Consider the following 15,334-nt stretch of genomic DNA (forward strand, 5'->3'; position numbering starts at 1 on the left):
GTTTTTTACTTCGGCAGGGCGCCGATGATCTGGTTGGCGATGTTCTCCGTCGCCCGGCCTTGCGTGACCGATTCGCCCATGACGACGACCACGTACTTGGGGTGGTCGGCGGGAGCGTATCCGGCGAACCATTGGTTGTTGGCGTTGGGGTCGCCCGTCTGCGCGGTGCCGGTCTTGCCCGCCACCGTCATCGCGGCGCTCCCGAGCGCGGCGTGCGCCGTGCCTTTGTCCATCGAGACGACGTCGCGCGCCCACTTCTGCAATTCGGCGGCGGTGGACGCGTCGAGAATTCGCTGCTTGTCGGACGAGGGGTACTCCGTGTAAATCAGCCCGTCGGACGTGGTCAGCGATTTGACCAAGCGCGGGTGCCCGCCCATGCCGCCGTTGGCAACCACCGCCATCATGTGCGCCGCTTGCAGCGGCGACATCCGCACGTCCTCTTGCCCGATGCCCGTGTTCGCCAAGAGCCGGTCGGACGTGTACTCCTTTGCAAAAATCGACCCGGCGTCTTCGCCGTAAAACTGCGATTGGTTGTTGTGCAGGAGCCCGACCGTTTGACCGAGTTCGAATTTCTTGGCGTACTCCTCGATCTTATCTCGCCCCAGCTTCATCGCGAGTTGCGCGAACACGACGTTGCACGATTCGGCATACGCTTCTTCCACCGTCTCGTGTCCGTGCGTCGTCCAACAGTTCAACCGACCGTCGCCGATGTCGAGGTAGCCGGGGCAGTCGAACGTGTCGGTCGGCTTCACCGCGCCCGTCTCCAGCGCGGCGGCGGCGATGACCGTTTTGAAAATCGAGCCGGGGAACGTCGCTTGCAGCGCCCGGTTGACCGGAAACGCGTCGCTGCTTTTGGCGAGCGAATTTTGGTCGTAGTTCGGCCGCGACGCCATCGCCAACACGTCTTCCGATTCGGCGTCGAGGACGACGACCGCGCCTTTTTGCAGGCCCCAGCGGTCCATCGCCCCTTCGACGGAATGCTGGATGTCGCTGTCGAGAGTGGTTTTGACGTTCAGCGCATGGTTCTCGTCGGTCGATTCCCGGATGCCCAAGCCGTTGATCGGGCGCTTGTAAGCGTCGGTGTAATACGCGATCGTCTTGGAGAGCCCCAAGCCGCGCAGTTCGTCTTGGTATTGGTATTCGAGTCCGAGCTTGCCGACTTTTTCATCGAGCGGGTACTTGCCGCCCCACGTGTTCGCGACGAGGTTCGGGTCTTCGCCGAGAAAGCCGATCACGTGGCGGGCGACCGATTGGTCGTCATAGCGGACTTTGACTTCCTTGGCGTAGATCCCGGTCAAGCCGAGCTGCTGGACTTTCGCTTCTTCTTCCTTCGTGAGCGAGACGGTGCGGATCTGCCCGTTCAAGTCGGGCAAACGCAAGAGAAACGGCTCGTCCTTCTCGTTGAGGGCCTTGAGCAGATTTTCCGTCGAGGTGTGCAAGAGCATGGCGAGGTCGTTGATTTTTTTGCGGTCGAGGTTTTGTTGCCACACGGGGAGCACGACGATCCCGTGCAGGACGCTGCCGGTCATCGACACGCCGCTTCTGTCGAGGATGTCGCCGCGCCCGGAGTTCAGTTCGAACTTCTCGCGCCGCTGCTCGACGGCGGAAGCGACGAGGTCGTGTCCCTGCATGTTGTGCGGTGCGCCCACTTGAATGTAAAAAAGCCGCCCCAGCATGCCGACGACCCCAATCGTGCAGATCGTCAAAACCATGGCGGTGCGGCGTTGTACGCGGTTCTTCTGCTTGTCCATACGTCCACACTCCCTTTGCATCCAGTGTGGGCGCGACAAGCATGGTTTAAACAGAAAGTTCTAGATCATCTGGGTGACGATCTCGTTGACTTTCGCGACGAGAACGTCGATGGCGACTTGGTTTTTGCCGCCTTCCGGAATGATCAGGTCGGCGTACTTCTTGGTCGGTTCGATGAATTGCATGTGCATCGGGCGCACGACGCCCATGTATTGCTCCACGACCGATTCAATCGAGCGGCCGCGTTCCTTGATGTCGCGCAAGATGCGGCGGATGATGCGCACGTCCGCGTCGGTGTCGACAAAAATCTTGATGTCCATCAAATCGCGCAAACGCGCGTCTTCCAGCACCATGATCCCTTCGAGGATGACCACTTGCTTCGGTTCCACTCGCTCGGTGTAGGTGGCGCGGGTGTGCTCGGCGAAGTTGTAGATCGGCTTCTCAATCGCTTGCCCTTCCAACATTTGAGTCAAGTGCTCGAACAGCAGGTCGTTGTCAAACGCGTTGGGATGATCGTAGTTGGTCAGCACGCGTTGGGCCATCGTCATTTGCGTCTGGTCTTTGTAGTAGTTGTCCTGTTCGATCAAGACGATGTTCTCAGGCGCAATGTTGCGCGTAATTTCGCGGGCGACTGACGTTTTCCCCGAACCCGTCCCGCCGGCAATCCCAATTAGCACCGGTCTCTTCATGGTTGTCCTTCCCCCTTCAACTTCAAACCCTCACACTCACCGCGAGCCCGTCCCCCACCGGGAGGATCGACGTCTCATAGTCCGGGTGCTGTGTGAGCATCACATTGTATTCACGCAAGCGGTTGATCATCGTGCGCAACTTATGCTTGACTTCCGGATCTCCGCTGACCAACCCTTGAAACAGCACATTGTCGGAGAGCAAGATTCCGCCCGACTTCAAGTGCGGATGCAACAGCTCCAAAAACCTCGGATACTGCCCCTTCGCCGCGTCGAGAAAAATCAAGTCATACTCGCCAAGCGTCGGGATGATCTCCAACGCATCGCCTTCCAGCAGTTGCACCCGCTCGGTCAGGCCCGCGCGCTCCAAGTTCCGTCGCGCTTCCTGCGCCCGTTCCGGGTCGCGCTCGATGGTGGTTAACACCGCGTCTGTCGCCCGCGCCATCACGATCGCGGAGTATCCGATCGCCGATCCGACTTCGAGGATGGATTTCGGCTTGGCAACGGCGAGAAACACCCGCAAAAACCCCATCGTTTCCAGATCCAAGATCGGAATGTACAACTCCTCGGCGCGGCTCTCCAGTTCTTGCAGCAACTCGTCCCGCTCCGGCACGAGACTGCGCAGGTATTCCACCACTTGCTCATCGATCATTTCAGCGCAGCTCCTTCAACAGTCACAAACAGTCTAATGGTATCATAAAGTCTTCTTGAGAGTCGAGTAGATTATCAGCTTTTCTGTTAGGATAAACATCCGATACGGGCACAATTCGTTTTTTTGAAAAGAAAGACCCACGCGCCTGTCAGTGGCTGTGGGTCTTGCACTTGCTTGCGGTGCTACTTCTGATCGTTGCAGGAATGCCCTTGCAACGAGGCTTGGAACCCGTGCCGAAGCTGTTCGAGTTCGTGTTCGCCGATCAGATAGTCGAGGACGACGTCCTCGGGCGTCAAGCTCTCTTTGCGGGGCACATTCCGCAAGTCTTGCAGATCGGACGTCGAGTTTGGTTGAAGCGACCGGTTTGATTCCATGTCGATCCCTCCTCTTCGACTTTATTATTGCCCGCTTTTCGCGATGTTTCTCTGGTGTTCTTCGTAGCTGTGCGCGAAGTAGTGTTCGCCGCTGCCGTCGTTCTTGGTCACGTAGAAGTAGAAGTCGTGCACGGCGGGGAAGATCGCCGCTTGAATGGATTTTTTGCCCGGCGCGGCGATCGGCCCCGGCGGGAGGCCTTCGTGCAGGTACGTGTTGTACGGGCTGTCGACTTCCAAATCCTTATAGAGCAGGTTTTCCTTGGTCTTGCCGAGCGCATACTGGACGGTAGCGTCGATTTGCAGCTTCATCGGCGGGTCCGCCGTCAAGCGGTTGCGGATGACGCCGGAGATGATCGCGCGCTCCGAGTCGACTTTGGCTTCCCGCTCCACGAGCGACGCGATCGTCAGCGCGCTGTGCGTGGTCAAGCCGAGCTTTTGCATCTGGTCTTTCCACTCCGGCGTCAGCAAGGCGTCCGTTTGCTTCAGCATCGTGTCGATGATCTGATGCGGCGTGGCGTCTTGGTAGACCTCGTACGTGTCGGGGAACAAGTAGCCTTCCAAACGGTGGTGGATGCCGGCGTCGGCGGGGATCGCTTTGACGAAATCATAATCGAAGTTCCCGTGGTCCGCTTCGTTCAAGAACGCCTGCTTGTCCGAAATCAACTTGTCCTGAAGAAGTTCGTCGGCGATCTGCTCCAGGGTGTAGCCCTCGGGAATCGTGAATTTCGAGGTGTTGTACTTGGCGTCGCCCTCGACGAGCACGCGGGCGATCTCTTCCATCGACATGCCCTGTTTGAGATAGTACTTGCCGACTTTCAAGTTTGAGCTCGTCCCTTGGTAGGAGAGGTACCACTTGAAGAACGTGCCGTTTTTGATCATGTGGAGGTCTTCGAGCTGCTGACCGACAGTCGCGGCGTTGGCGCCCTCCGGGATGTTGATCTCCACCGCCTGTCCGTCTCCGGCGGGCGGTTGAAGTTGGTTTTGCGCATAGTAAAGCCCTCCGCCGAGCACGAGAATGCACAGTGCGAAGAAGAGCCACCACTTTTGCCCACGCGGTTTCTGCCCCGGCATGTGGGAGTGATTTTTTTTCATGGGTGAAGATACACCTCCAAAGTCATTCCACACTATTATACGAGATTCGACAAAAAGGGAAAAGCCCACGTCTGGCAGACATGGGCTTTTCTCCCTGCTACTCGGATTGTTGGTTGACGTTGGCTTGCAGAGATTCCAATTCTTCCGCCATCAGTTGGCCGACTTGCGCGGCGTCGCGGGTGGTCAAGTTCTCCGCGTTGGTGAGGCCGAGTTGCTGCAGGGCTTTCTCGCGAACTTCGTCCATGTGGAGATCGACTTGGTTCGGATGGTACGCGTCCGGGAGTTTGACTTCCCGGTTCGGGTTTTGTGTCATCTTCCCCACCTCCTCCTCTACAGCGTGCCCAAGAAAAACAGGCATCCCCCGAGGGAATGCCTGTCAGTTCATACGCGGAATTACTCCGCGTCCGTATTGCCGTCTTCAAACAGGAGGGTGTCGTAGGCTTCCGCGACTTTCTCCCACTCTTCGTCGTCTTCGATGCCGACGAGGGTGTCGTTGCCTTCCGCGTCCTTCTCCAGTCGGAGGATGATCGCTTCTTCCTCTGCGCCTTCGAGCGGTTGGAGGATCGTGTAGGTTTTCGCTTCGAGTTCGAGAACTTCGAGAACTTCGAATTCGTGCTCCTGGCCTTCTTCGTCGGTCAGGGTGATGATTTGGTTGGTTTCCACTTCGCTCATGGTGGCACCTGCTTTCGCTATTTTTGTTGGGAATCCAAGTAATTCTGCAAGATGATCGCGGCGGCCATCTTATCGACGACCTGCTTGCGCTTCTTGCGACTTACATCTGCTGATACAAGCATACGCTCCGCCGCCATCGTCGATAACCGCTCGTCCCAAAGAAGGACCGGCAAACCGAACTTCTCCTTCAACGTCTCGGCAAACTGTTGACTGAGTTCGCCGCGCGGACCGATGGTGTTGTTCATGTTCTTGGGGAAGCCGAGCACGATCTTATCCACATCGTACTGCGCAATCAGTTCCCCGATGCGGCCGAGGTCGTGCTCAATGCCCTTGCGGTGAATGGTTTCCAAGCCTTGCGCCGTCCAGCCCATCAGGTCGGAAACGGCAATTCCGATGCGCACATCGCCGTAGTCGATGCCCATCACGCGGTGTGTATTCATGGTTGATCCCTCAGATAAAAGCGCACCAGTTCCTGTAAGAGTTCCTCGCGTTCGAGGCTCTTGAGCACATTGCGCGCGGAGTTGTGGTTGGTAATGTAAGCCGGGTCGCCGGTCATCAGGTAGCCGGAAAGCTGGGAGATCGGGTTGTAGCCCTTCTGCCGCATCGCGTCTGCCGCCAGCCGTAGCGCACGGGACGCTTCGTTTTCTTCATGACGCGATCCCCAGTGGATCGTGCGATCGTTGGCCATCGTACACCTCACATGGCAAGTTTTACCGTTACCCAATCAGGAGTAATTATACTTTACCGTTTCATGTAGTGCAAGACCAGATGCTGCAAGATCACTTTGCCGACCGCGACGACCGGGATGCAGAGGATCAACCCCATCATCCCGAACATCTCGCCGCCAAACAAAAGCGCAAAGATGATCAGCATCGGGTGCAACTTCAAGCTTCTCCCGATCAAGAGCGGCGAAATCACGTTGCCTTCGAGCTGCTGGATGACCAGATTGACGACCAGCACTTTCACCGCCATCATAGGCGAAACGGTAAATCCGAGCAAGACGGCGGGCGCGGCCCCGATGAACGGCCCGACATACGGGATGATGTTCGTGACGGCGACGATCAACGCCAGCAAGAACCCGTACGGCATCCGCACGATCAGAAGCCCGATGTACGCCAACACCCCGACGAGAAACGCCACCAGCAACTGCCCGCGGATGTAGTTGCCAAGCGCCTCGTCGATGTTGCGCAGCAAGCGGATGATCTCTTGGCGATTGTCTTTTGGAAAAAACGCAATCACCGTGCGCTCGATGCCTTTGACGTCTTTGAGCATGTAGAACACGAGGAACGGCACCACAAACGCCCCCGCCATCCCTTCGACCGCCACGCCCGCTCGTGTGAGGATGTGCGAGATGTAGGTTGTGGTTTTGACCTCCAAAGCGCCTAAGTTCGAGTCGACGGCGTTGCGCACCGCCAACGGCAAATACCGCTTGTTCTCATGGAAGTCGTTCATCCATCCCTCCACCTGTTTGATCAACGCCGGCAATTTCTCGCCGAGTTCGCGCAGTTGGTCGATGAACAGGGGGATCATGTTGATCAGCGCGGCGGTGGCGAACAGGAAAAACACGATGTAGATCACCAAGATGCTCATCCCGCGCGGCATGCCCCGGCGCTGCAAGAGGTGCACGAGAGGGTTGAGCAGATACGCGATGACCACCGAGATGAGAAACGGCGCCAACACGCTGCCGATGATCGCCCCGATCAGTTTCAAGACCTCGCGCATCTCCCACAGCAACCAGACACAGGCGAGAACAACCAGAGTGACCAGCGCCAGATAGAGCGTGCGTCCGCGCTTGAGATCGAACATGTCGTCAGGGCTCCCTCCTTCCGAAGTACCGCCGAAGTGATGCCGAAGTGAAGTTAGTATGCCCCGGAAATAGCAAAAAGCCCCGCTGTTGGCAGGGCTTTTTGGTGTTACCACAGTTTGATCGCGATGTCGCCGAGCGTAAACACAAACGCCACCGACGCGACGTACGAGTTCACTTTGAAAAACGCGATGTGAATTTTGCTCATGTCTTGCGGCGAGATGATCCGGTGCTCGAAGTACAAAAGCCCCGCGACCGCCCCGACGCCGATCCAATACAAACTTCCCAAGTTCACGTACAACGGCACCAGCGCGAACAGCACGATGGTCGCGATGTGCATGATGCGGGAAATCCACAGCCCGTTGCGAATGCCAAAGCGCGCCGGGATCGAGTGGATCTTGTTGGCGCGGTCAAATTCGACGTCTTGGCACGCATAGATGATGTCAAACGCGGCGATCCACACGGCGACCGCAGCGCCGAGCAGCAGCGCCGGAGCGTCGAAACGGCCCGTGACGGCAATCCAGCCGCCCAACGGTGCCAGCGCGTCGGCGATGCCGAGCACGAGGTGGCACGCCCACGTGAATCGCTTGCAGTACGGGTAGAGCACGAGGAAGAACACGGCGATCGGCATCAATTTCAAGCACAGCGGGTTGAGCATCCACGCCGAGACGCCCAGCAGGACGAACGACAAGAGAATGAACACCCACGCTTCGGTGAGCTTAACCGCTCCGCGCGGAATTTCGCGGTTGGCGGTGCGCGGGTTCTTGGCGTCAATCGCCGCGTCGATGACGCGGTTCAAACCCATCGCGGCGCTGCGCGCGCCGACCATCGCCAGCGTCACCCAGAACACTTTGCCCCAGCCGGGCCACGAGTGCGTGACGTAGTACGACGCCATCACCATTCCGATGTAGGCGTACGGCAAAGCAAAGATCGTATGTTCAAACATGATCAGCTTCATGAACAGACGAATTTTGGACATAAAAAAACCCCCAAACGATCACAATTGCGCACTTCTCTATTACAGCGATGTTCGCAGGGGTTTGTCAACCCGGTGGCAAGAATTAGTTTTGTTCCACCAATTCGCGATCCACCGGAAGCAACTCTTTGCCAAGGTACATGCGGATGGCGTTTTCCATCTCCGTCATGTTGATGTTGGTGTTGCGGCAGGGGCCTTCCGGGCGCTTGTTGGCGATTGCGATCACCGGCACCGCCGCTTTGACGTCTTGGACGCCCGCCATCAAGTCGCGCTCGCACGCGACGGCGATGACACCCTTGGGTTTTTTCTCAGTGAGCAGTTGGCGCGCCATCTGGCCGCCGGCGCAGATATGGAAGTCGACGTCGTACTTGCTGGTCATCAGCTTGATGTCGTCGCGGGTCTGCTTGTCGAGGCAGCGCGGCAGCAAGATCAGCAGTTCGTCGCGCTCGATCGAGCCTTGGTTGGCGACGGTCAAGCGGTTGCCGACTTGCAAGATGGAGTTGGAGATGCGGTCTTTGGAGAGACCGAAAAGCTTGCCGAACTTGACGGAGTACGGGATGATCGTCGACAGCGCGATGTGACGTCCTTTCATAAACGGCACGAAGTTCACACCGGTCGCCACCGTCGCCACGATCAACGCAAACATGAAGTTGACTGCCGCCAACACGCCCCAGACGCTCATCGTGATCGTGCGGGAAAGCCAGACCGGAAGTTCAGCGAGGCGCGGTTCGATCAGGAACAACGCCGTCCAGATGATCGCCGTCAGCGTGAGCAACACGGCGGTTGCGAAGCTCAGGAAGTACCACGGGCTGGTCTCGAGGTCGCCGTTGTTCTCTTCAACTTCCCCCGCCCACCCGTCCCACGTATCCCCGAGTTTGCGTGCGGGAATCGAGACTTCTTGATGAGCTTCAACAGACGTTTCTACGTTCGACATGTGTAGTTCCCTCCTACTTGCGGATCAATCCTATCCCCCGTAGTCTTCCCGTTCCGAATGCCGGATATTACATCCCTTTCCAATTCCGCGATTCACCCGCGGCGGGTCTGGACGCATATCCTGTAGCGAAGGAGGGAGCCTCATGCATGTCTACATCGTCCAGCCGGGCGATACGCTCTCCGAGGTGGCGGCGCGCTTTCACGTGACCCCGGAGGAGCTCGCCTCACGCAACGACCTCCCGCCGGTCTCGGTTTTGCTCCCTGGGTCTTGCTTGAGCATCCCGTCCGAGCTGCCTGTTGCGGACACGGACGGTTTTTGGACAATCGAAGCGCAGCCGGGCGACACGCTGCGCCGTGTAAGCGAACGCGTACAAATTCCGATGACGTGGCTTGCTTGTTGCAACCAACTGTATGACGGTCGTGTCTTGGAGGGCGATCTCCTGCTGATCCCCCGCCTCGCTTCCCGCTCGTCCGCCGATCCGAGCGTCCTCGCCGCGCCCGCCGGTTCGAGTAAAAAACCCCTGTCACTGGCGGCCCGCGAGCCGAGCCCCGGCCTGTCGACGCTCACGTACTCCCTGCGCGACGGACTGCGTGTGGACGCCGCCGGGCATCTGCTGTTTCCCCCGCCTGTCGCAGCGAGCGGACGCGTGCTGTTTGTCTGCACGCTGGACGGCGCGCCGGCGATTTTGCAAGATGTGGCGAAAGCGATCTTGCGCAGCGAGTTGGCGCAAGGGCAGATGGTCGAGGAGATGGCGACGCGGCTGCGGCAGCACGGCGGCGACGGCGTGGTGTTTCAGTGGCCGCACGTGCACACGGATCTGGAGCGCGCGTATCTGCGTCTGGCAGGCGAAGCGGGACGCCGTCTGCGCCCGATGGGACTGGTCGTCGGGTTGAGCTTGACGAGCGACTCCCCGCTCTTGCGCCGAACGCATCCACTGACGGAGGCGCTGGCCCATTTGGATCATCTGTTTTTGGAACCGGTGCGAGGAAAAACCCGCGACACAGAGGATTTTTTTCAAAAAGCGCCCGCACCTCTGCTCGGGGTGGACGACATTCGAGCGGCGTTGGAGCGCGTGGACGGGAAGGTGCCGTTTGCCAAGACCTGGTTGGCGCTGCGCCCCGCCGCCGCTGTCGTCACGCGGCGGCGCGTGCTGCAAACTCTCTCTCCTCATCAAGCCTTGCGTTTGGCGTACCAACACAGTCTGCCGATTTCACACGTGCGCGGCAGTGAACTGGCTTGGTATGTCCTGCGCGGAGAGGAGGGAACGGCTGTGTGGCACGAAGACCTCTGGAGCATGCTCCGCAAACTGGAGTTGGTGGAAGCGCTCAAGATGCAAGGTCTCGCCCTCTGGGAGTCCGGCGCGTACCTGCCCGAACTCTGGGAATACATTCGCGGCGAGTATGAGACGGAATGCTGATTGTCCCCCCGCAAGCAAGAAAGGCTCCGCCCTGCGTGTGCAGGACGGAGCCTTTCTTGGTGATCGAGGCTTCTAGGCGAGGCCCAGAGCTTGCTCGATTTTCGGCTGGAGCTTCTCGAAGCCCTTGTCGCCGGCGGTGCGGAAGAACAGCTTGCCGTCCTTGCCGAACAAGTAAAACGCCGGAACGTACTCGTTTTGGTACGCTTCTGCGACTTTCTGCTCGTTGTCCACCGCCAGCGGGTGGTCGATGCCGTACTTCGTCACGTCTTCCTGGATCTTGTTCAGATCGGAATCCGCTTCGTAGCGCGGCTGGTGTACCCCGATCAGCTGCAGCCCGTGTTCCTTGTATTGGTCGCGGTACTTGATCAAGTCCGGCATCGTTTCGTGACAGATGTGGCACGAAACCGCCCAGAAGTGAACCAGCACGACTTTGCCCGTCAAATCAGCCGGCAGTTTGTCTTCGGCAAACCAGTCGGTCGCGCCGACAATTTCCGGCCGCTCGGTACCTAAACGCATCGGCATGAGCGTTCCTCCTTAGGGGGAGATGGCGAAAACTCGACTTACAGAGTGGATTCGCCCTTTTTCCAGTTCGCCGGGCAGAGGCCGCCGGTTTGGATCGCTTCCAGAACGCGCAGAACTTCGTCCACGTTGCGGCCGACGTTCAGGGAGTTGATGGTTGCGTGTTGCACGATGCCTTCCGGGTCGATAATGAACAGGCCGCGCAGTGCGATGCCTTCTTCTTCGATCAGGACGCCGAAGTCGCGGGAAACTTGTTGGGTGTTGTCAGCCGCGAGCGGGTAGTTGAGTTGGCCGAGGCCGTTTTGGTCGCGCGGGGTGTTGATCCATGCTTTGTGGGAATGAACGGAGTCGGTGGAAACGCCGAGGATTTCCGCGCCGAGTTGTTCGAATTCAGCCGCAGCATCGGAGAGCGCGATGATTTCGGTCGGGCAAACGAAAGTGAAGTCGAGCGGGTAGAAGAAGAGCACGAGGTACTTGCCTTTGTAAGAGTCCAGGGTGACACGCTCAGCGAGGGTGTCGAGGTTTTTGGTGGTGAGCATGTTGAAATCGGGAGCTTTTTTGCCAACGAGACGAGACATGGTATTACCTCCTCAGATATGTATCTTACATTGTAATTGTAGCCACCCCTGCCAAATTACGCAAGTTTCTCCTTGGTGAAAGTTTCCTGTCGTCTGGGAATACTAGTCGAAGAGAGAGGAGCTGAGATCTGATGCCGAAAGTGATTTGTTATGTGAACACGTGCACGCACTTCGTCGCCGGCAACCTCTGCGGAGCCCGCAACATCGACATCATGCACGAAGACGAAACCCGCATGTCGGAGCTCGTGGAGCAGACGATGTGCAAATCGTTTCACGAAGCAAGCGGGGTCACGTCGTACCTCGGGTCGATGGACAACACAAACTGGGTGGGCGCGGCGCTGGAGATGACGCTGCCGGGGCATCACCTCGACCCGTCGGTCTCCTGCACCGTCGCGTCGTGCGAGTATTGGAAAGAAGGCCGTCTGTGCACCGCGAACGCCATCGAAGTGACCGGCGTGAGCGCCGACGAATGCCAAGACACGAATTGCAAAACGTTTGAGCTGCGCAAGGGGGTGTAAGCGGTGGAGTTCGATTTCAAACATCTGGGGTATGAGTTGACGGTGAAGGAAATTGACCGCGAAACCCGCTACGGCAAGTTGGAACTGGCGGGCCTGTCCGGGCTTGGCATCGAGAAAGTCGAGCACCTGATGAACGCCGGCGACCTGCCGACCGACGGCGACCAGCGCGTCAAGGGCGAAGACTTTCTGAACTGGGTGAGCCGCAGCGGTGCCCCCGTCGCCAAGCAATCTTAAAGCTCCTCAGAAAAAAACGCCGTCCCCGCGGGCTTGCGGGAAACGGCGTTTTTTACATTCCGATCGACAGGTCGCCGGCGTCGGCCAAACGGTCGAGCGAGATCAGCGAACCGTCCTCTTCGACTTGGAACATTTTAACACTCTCTCCGGTCACAGAAAATTCGACGAAACACCCCCAGCAGTAAAATTGCTGGGTACCGATCTTGCCGATGTCGCGGCAGTTGCAATGGGGACAACGCGTCATGTCGTGGGCTTCCTCCTTCGTCTGGGCGGCAGGGTCACAAGGCCTCGGTGAGCTCGGTGTCGTCGGGGACGATCAGGTTGTCTGCCCCCATCATGATGCCGGGAGAAGCGTGCAACACTTTCCGTCCTTGTCTCAGGTCCATGAGAAATCCTTCCGAGATCTCGTACCCTACAATTCTGTGCAAATTATCGTCTACGTAAACGTCTTCCACCGATCCCAGCAACGTTCCGCTTTGTGTGAGAACGTCCTTGCCCACGAAATGAATATCCCCTTCGATCAGGCTGCGAATCAAGCCTACTTCGTCACGATACTCCTCCATCGAGGATCGGCTCGGCGCGATGACGGCGTTCTCGCCGACGGCATGAACCGCCGTCCGGCCGAGGATGCGGGGAGCTGAGAGCAACCCGCCGCGTTCAATCAGGAAACTGTGAAAGGTGCCTTCCGGGGTGAACAGGACGTCGCGAACTTCGCCGATGTTCTCCCCGAATTCCAACTCCACCACCGGCAATCCCACCAAGTCTCTGGCTTTTCTCATCGCGTTCGTCCCTCCCCTGTCTGTGCGCCTCTCTCCGCCTAGCGGTGCTGCAGGCGCTTGACCACGTCTGCCGTCTTCTGTGCGGCTTCGCGCACTTCATCGACGGTATTGTGCCCCGAAAAACTGAACCGTATCGCCGAGAGCACGCGGTCTTCCGATAGGCCCATCGCCGTCAGCACATGCGAAGGCTGCAAGGCGCCTGCCGTGCAAGCCGACCCGCTGGACGCGGCGATGCCCTGTATGTCCAAATTCATCAACAGCCGCTCCGCTTTCACGCCGGGGAACGAGACGTTCAAGATGGAGGGCAAGCTGTGCGCGGGGGAGTTGACCGCGTACTGCGCCTCGTCCAACTCTTGCGCGAAGATGTCGAGCATGAGTTGACGCAGCTCGCGGATGTGTGCCAACTTGGTTTCGCGCTGTGCTTGAGCGATCCGCACCGCTTCCCCGAACCCCGCGATGCCGGGGAGGTTCTCAGTGCCGCCGCGGCGTTTGCGCTCTTGGTTGCCGCCGTGCAAAAACGGCGTCCACTTCAAGTTGTGGTGCACATAGAGTGCGCCGATGCCCTTGGGCGCGTGGATTTTATGCCCGGAGACCGAGAGCAAGTCCACGTGAAGCTGCTCCACGTCCAAGTCCATCAACCCAAACGCTTGCACGGCGTCGGTGTGCATGACGATGCCTCTCTCCCGCGCCAACGCCCCGATGGCTTCCACCGGCTGAATCGCGCCGGTTTCGTTGTTGACCGTCATGATCGAGATCACCGTCGTGTCGGGACGCAGGACTTTTTCCACCGCTTCCCGTGTGACGATGCCGTCAGACTCCGGGTTCACATAGGTCACTTCAAATCCCAATTGTTCCAAGAACTCGCACGTGTTCAACACCGCATGGTGCTCGATGCTCGTCGTGACGATGTGCTTGCCCTGTTCTTGGCGGGACAGGGCCGCTCCGATGATCGCAGCGTTGTCCGCTTCCGTGCCGCCGCTGGTGAACACCAGCTCGTACGGCGTCGCGTGCAGAGCTTTGGCGACCTGCTCCCGCGCCCCTTCGACGGCCGCTTTCGCAACGCGTCCCGCTTCATGCACGCTCGACGGGTTGCCGTAAATCTCACCGAGGAACGGCTCCATCGCGGCGCGCACTTCGGGAGCCACTGCGGTGGTCGCCGCGTTGTCGAGGTAGATTCTCATGTCGTGACCACTCCTTTTATGTACAAAAAGGTATGTGGAACACACCACATACCCAGCTTGTTGTTGGTTCTTAGATGTAGAACATGTAGTTTTCGCCGCTGTTGCGTTTTTTCTCGATCAGGTCTTGCAACGTCGTGCCGTCCAGCACGGAGTTGATCGAGTCGCGAACTTTCTCCCAGAGTTCCGCCAACTCTTCTTCCGGGTCGTCCACGATGGTGATCGGGCCTTCCAACACGCGGATGATGTCGCCGACGGTGATCTCTTGCGGCGCTTTGGCGAGCACATACCCGCCGTACGCGCCGCGAATGCTGCGCACCAAACCGGCGTTGCGAAGCGGCGCAATCAATTGCTCCAAATAGTGTTCCGAGAGCGATTGGCGCTCGGCTACCGATTTCAAGGACACAGGGCCCTCTCCGAAGAACATGCCCAGGTCGATCATCAGCGTGACCCCGTAGCGTCCTTTAGTGGATAATTTCATGTTCCCATTCTCTCCTCTGTACATACGGTTGAAAAACGCGGGTTGCCCATTTCAATCCCCACTCCGTCGGATGCCCGATGGTCAGGGAGAACAGGATCGTGCCGATCGAGAACGGTCCGCTCAACAGAATCCCGACGATGACCGCCGAGACTTCGATCAGGGTCCGCACCCAGCGGATGCTCCACCCCGTTTTCTGGTGAATCGACAGCATGAGCCAATCTCGCGGACCTGCGCCCAATTGCGACGCGATGTAGATGCCCACGCCAAGACCCATGACCACGACTCCCACTGCAAATTGCGGCACCATCCCGTACCAATGCGTCTGAAGGGGGATCAACGGTTTGATCCAGTCGCAGTACGGTCCCAGCATCAGGATGTTGATCAAGGTGCCGATCTTCGGCCAGCTTTTCGCCATCCAGCAGGCGACCGCCAGCATCGGCAACCCGACGAGCTGGTTGGCCTCTCCAAACGTCAGCGGCGTGTGCAACGTCAAACCGATGTGCAACACGTCCCACGGAGAAGCTCCCATGTTCGCCCCGATGACGGCGCGGATGCCGATTGCCATGACGAGCAAGCCGACATTCATTATGATCAGTCTGCGCAGAAACATCTGCCAGTACGGTTCTTGCTTTTTTTTGACGGTGCTTGCGTTCAAGACTTGCTGTTCCCTAGTATGGGCCTCGGTTTGCAC

At 58.5% G+C, this 15,334-nt stretch carries 22 protein-coding genes; 3 read left to right on the forward strand and 19 right to left on the reverse strand.

Annotated features, from left to right (window positions below):
* Positions 1–5 precede the first annotated feature (5 nt).
* The 12 genes from EL26_RS01070 to EL26_RS23250 form a co-directional block, all read right to left on the reverse strand.
* Positions 6–1,751 carry a peptidoglycan D,D-transpeptidase FtsI family protein gene (locus EL26_RS01070; RefSeq protein ID WP_038083457.1) on the reverse strand — a complete coding sequence of 582 codons (1,746 nt, stop codon included), beginning with the start codon at positions 1,749–1,751 and terminating at the stop codon, positions 6–8.
* Between the two features lie 60 nt (positions 1,752–1,811).
* Positions 1,812–2,438, reverse strand: coding sequence for a uridine kinase (gene udk / locus EL26_RS01075; RefSeq protein WP_038083459.1), 627 nt, complete (start codon positions 2,436–2,438; stop codon positions 1,812–1,814).
* Positions 2,439–2,460: 22 nt separating this feature from the next.
* Positions 2,461–3,087: an O-methyltransferase gene (locus EL26_RS01080; RefSeq protein ID WP_038083460.1), complete on the reverse strand. Its 627-nt coding sequence runs from the start codon at positions 3,085–3,087 to the stop codon at positions 2,461–2,463.
* A 182-nt stretch (positions 3,088–3,269) separates the two neighbouring features.
* The gene (locus EL26_RS01085) at positions 3,270–3,461 is read right to left on the reverse strand and encodes a hypothetical protein (protein WP_038083461.1); all 192 of its coding nucleotides are present in this window, start codon (positions 3,459–3,461) and stop codon (positions 3,270–3,272) included.
* A gap of 24 nt (positions 3,462–3,485) precedes the next feature.
* Positions 3,486–4,553, reverse strand: a complete 1,068-nt coding sequence (gene mltG / locus EL26_RS01090) for an endolytic transglycosylase MltG (RefSeq protein ID WP_038083463.1) — start codon at positions 4,551–4,553, stop codon at positions 3,486–3,488.
* A gap of 97 nt (positions 4,554–4,650) precedes the next feature.
* A complete protein-coding gene (locus tag EL26_RS01095) occupies positions 4,651–4,866 on the reverse strand; it encodes a hypothetical protein (protein ID WP_038083465.1) in 216 nt (71 codons plus the stop codon).
* Positions 4,867–4,946: 80 nt separating this feature from the next.
* Positions 4,947–5,225 carry a DUF1292 domain-containing protein gene (locus EL26_RS01100; RefSeq protein ID WP_038083467.1) on the reverse strand — a complete coding sequence of 93 codons (279 nt, stop codon included), beginning with the start codon at positions 5,223–5,225 and terminating at the stop codon, positions 4,947–4,949.
* A 17-nt stretch (positions 5,226–5,242) separates the two neighbouring features.
* Positions 5,243–5,665 carry a Holliday junction resolvase RuvX gene (gene ruvX, locus EL26_RS01105; protein WP_038083469.1) on the reverse strand — a complete coding sequence of 141 codons (423 nt, stop codon included), beginning with the start codon at positions 5,663–5,665 and terminating at the stop codon, positions 5,243–5,245.
* Positions 5,662–5,913, reverse strand: a complete 252-nt coding sequence (locus tag EL26_RS01110) for an IreB family regulatory phosphoprotein (RefSeq protein WP_038083472.1) — start codon at positions 5,911–5,913, stop codon at positions 5,662–5,664. The genes ruvX and EL26_RS01110 overlap by 4 nt, the downstream gene beginning before the upstream one ends.
* A 53-nt stretch (positions 5,914–5,966) precedes the next feature.
* A complete protein-coding gene (locus EL26_RS01115) occupies positions 5,967–7,031 on the reverse strand; it encodes an AI-2E family transporter (RefSeq protein ID WP_038083474.1) in 1,065 nt (354 codons plus the stop codon).
* Positions 7,032–7,138: 107 nt separating this feature from the next.
* The gene (locus tag EL26_RS01120; protein ID WP_038083476.1) at positions 7,139–8,008 is read right to left on the reverse strand and encodes a UbiA-like polyprenyltransferase; all 870 of its coding nucleotides are present in this window, start codon (positions 8,006–8,008) and stop codon (positions 7,139–7,141) included.
* An 82-nt stretch (positions 8,009–8,090) separates the two neighbouring features.
* A complete protein-coding gene (locus tag EL26_RS23250) occupies positions 8,091–8,939 on the reverse strand; it encodes a DUF116 domain-containing protein (protein WP_052035839.1) in 849 nt (282 codons plus the stop codon).
* A gap of 142 nt (positions 8,940–9,081) precedes the next feature.
* Between EL26_RS23250 and EL26_RS01130 the strand changes: the two genes are divergently transcribed.
* Positions 9,082–10,356, forward strand: a complete 1,275-nt coding sequence (locus EL26_RS01130; RefSeq protein WP_038083478.1) for a LysM peptidoglycan-binding domain-containing protein — start codon at positions 9,082–9,084, stop codon at positions 10,354–10,356.
* A 72-nt stretch (positions 10,357–10,428) separates the two neighbouring features.
* Here EL26_RS01130 and EL26_RS01135 read toward each other — a convergent pair whose 3' ends face one another.
* Together EL26_RS01135 and EL26_RS01140 are read right to left on the reverse strand one after the other, a co-directional pair.
* Positions 10,429–10,878 (reverse strand): redoxin domain-containing protein, encoded by a 450-nt coding sequence (locus tag EL26_RS01135; protein ID WP_052035840.1) that lies wholly within the window; start codon positions 10,876–10,878, stop codon positions 10,429–10,431.
* Between the two features lie 38 nt (positions 10,879–10,916).
* Positions 10,917–11,453, reverse strand: coding sequence for a peroxiredoxin (locus tag EL26_RS01140; RefSeq protein WP_038083480.1), 537 nt, complete (start codon positions 11,451–11,453; stop codon positions 10,917–10,919).
* 131 nt (positions 11,454–11,584) lie between these two features.
* Here EL26_RS01140 and EL26_RS01145 point away from each other — a divergent pair, with 131 nt between their 5' ends.
* Entirely contained in the window at positions 11,585–11,971 is a 387-nt protein-coding gene (locus EL26_RS01145; protein ID WP_038083482.1) for a DUF1540 domain-containing protein, read from the forward strand.
* A 3-nt stretch (positions 11,972–11,974) separates the two neighbouring features.
* Positions 11,975–12,205: a hypothetical protein gene (locus EL26_RS01150; RefSeq protein WP_038083484.1), complete on the forward strand. Its 231-nt coding sequence runs from the start codon at positions 11,975–11,977 to the stop codon at positions 12,203–12,205.
* Positions 12,206–12,257: 52 nt separating this feature from the next.
* Here EL26_RS01150 and EL26_RS01155 read toward each other — a convergent pair whose 3' ends face one another.
* The 5 genes from EL26_RS01155 to EL26_RS01175 form a co-directional block, all read right to left on the reverse strand.
* A complete protein-coding gene (locus tag EL26_RS01155; RefSeq protein ID WP_038083485.1) occupies positions 12,258–12,449 on the reverse strand; it encodes a hypothetical protein in 192 nt (63 codons plus the stop codon).
* Between the two features lie 34 nt (positions 12,450–12,483).
* Positions 12,484–12,984 (reverse strand): PRC-barrel domain-containing protein, encoded by a 501-nt coding sequence (locus EL26_RS01160; protein ID WP_038083487.1) that lies wholly within the window; start codon positions 12,982–12,984, stop codon positions 12,484–12,486.
* A 38-nt stretch (positions 12,985–13,022) separates the two neighbouring features.
* A complete protein-coding gene (locus EL26_RS01165) occupies positions 13,023–14,165 on the reverse strand; it encodes a cysteine desulfurase family protein (protein WP_038083490.1) in 1,143 nt (380 codons plus the stop codon).
* 70 nt (positions 14,166–14,235) lie between these two features.
* Positions 14,236–14,643: a cysteine metabolism transcriptional regulator CymR gene (gene cymR / locus EL26_RS01170; RefSeq protein ID WP_038083493.1), complete on the reverse strand. Its 408-nt coding sequence runs from the start codon at positions 14,641–14,643 to the stop codon at positions 14,236–14,238.
* The gene (locus tag EL26_RS01175) at positions 14,627–15,334 is read right to left on the reverse strand and encodes a YczE/YyaS/YitT family protein (protein WP_081856889.1); all 708 of its coding nucleotides are present in this window, start codon (positions 15,332–15,334) and stop codon (positions 14,627–14,629) included. Before EL26_RS01175 ends, cymR begins: the two co-directional genes overlap by 17 nt.

The sequence above is a fragment of the Tumebacillus flagellatus genome (assembly GCF_000714935.1).
Taxonomy (GTDB): Bacteria; Bacillota; Bacilli; order Tumebacillales; family Tumebacillaceae; genus Tumebacillus; species Tumebacillus flagellatus.